Source organism: Bartonella sp. AP57NXGY, assembly GCF_042195805.1.
GTDB lineage: Bacteria > Pseudomonadota > Alphaproteobacteria > Rhizobiales > Rhizobiaceae > Bartonella.
Genome location: NZ_JBHIOZ010000662.1, coordinates 1 through 556, shown reverse-complemented (window position 1 = coordinate 556; position 556 = coordinate 1). Strand labels below are relative to the sequence as shown.

Genomic DNA, 556 nt, shown 5'->3' with positions numbered 1-556 from the left:
CATTGCCCAAACAGTCATCGCCCCTGTATCCCAAGTTAATGTTTGCGCCATTGAACCAGAGCAAAATACCCAAAGCCATAACGAGAGCCGTGGAACAGGAGGTTTTGGTTCAACGGGACACACTTAAGAAGCTCTGAAAAATCTCTACTCTCAAAATAACACATACCCAACCACTCTTTCACTAGAAGTCCCTTGGGCTTTTAAAGTGTAGAAGGAGTGCGCATTTGCTTTCAAAGTTTTTTCACTAAACGCCCCTCTAAACAAGTATCCTTACTCTTCTCCTGTCTCTTCTCAATCTTCACACCCCCCTTGACTTTATCCGTTCAGCATCTTGCACTTGGGACAAGAAAGCTTCCTCACTACACAACGGCTGATTCTGCGGTCTTGGATTTACAAGCAGCAATTGGTAAAGAAGAAACGCTTGTTCTTGCCTCTGGGCAGCGGGCACTTATTCCAACAGGTCTCATTTTTCATTTATCTCTTGGGTTTGAAGCACGCATCCGTCCACGCTCTGGCTTAGCCTTAAAACACGGGCATCACATGCCTCAACACTCCA

2 pseudogenes are annotated in these 556 nt (G+C 45.7%); both read left to right on the top strand.

Going from position 1 to position 556, the window contains the following annotated elements:
* Positions 1-127: pseudogene (locus ACFIL8_RS12525) on the top strand (dUTP diphosphatase); the annotation flags it as partial.
* 182 nt (positions 128-309) lie between these two features.
* Positions 310-556: pseudogene (locus tag ACFIL8_RS12520) on the top strand (dUTP diphosphatase); the annotation flags it as partial.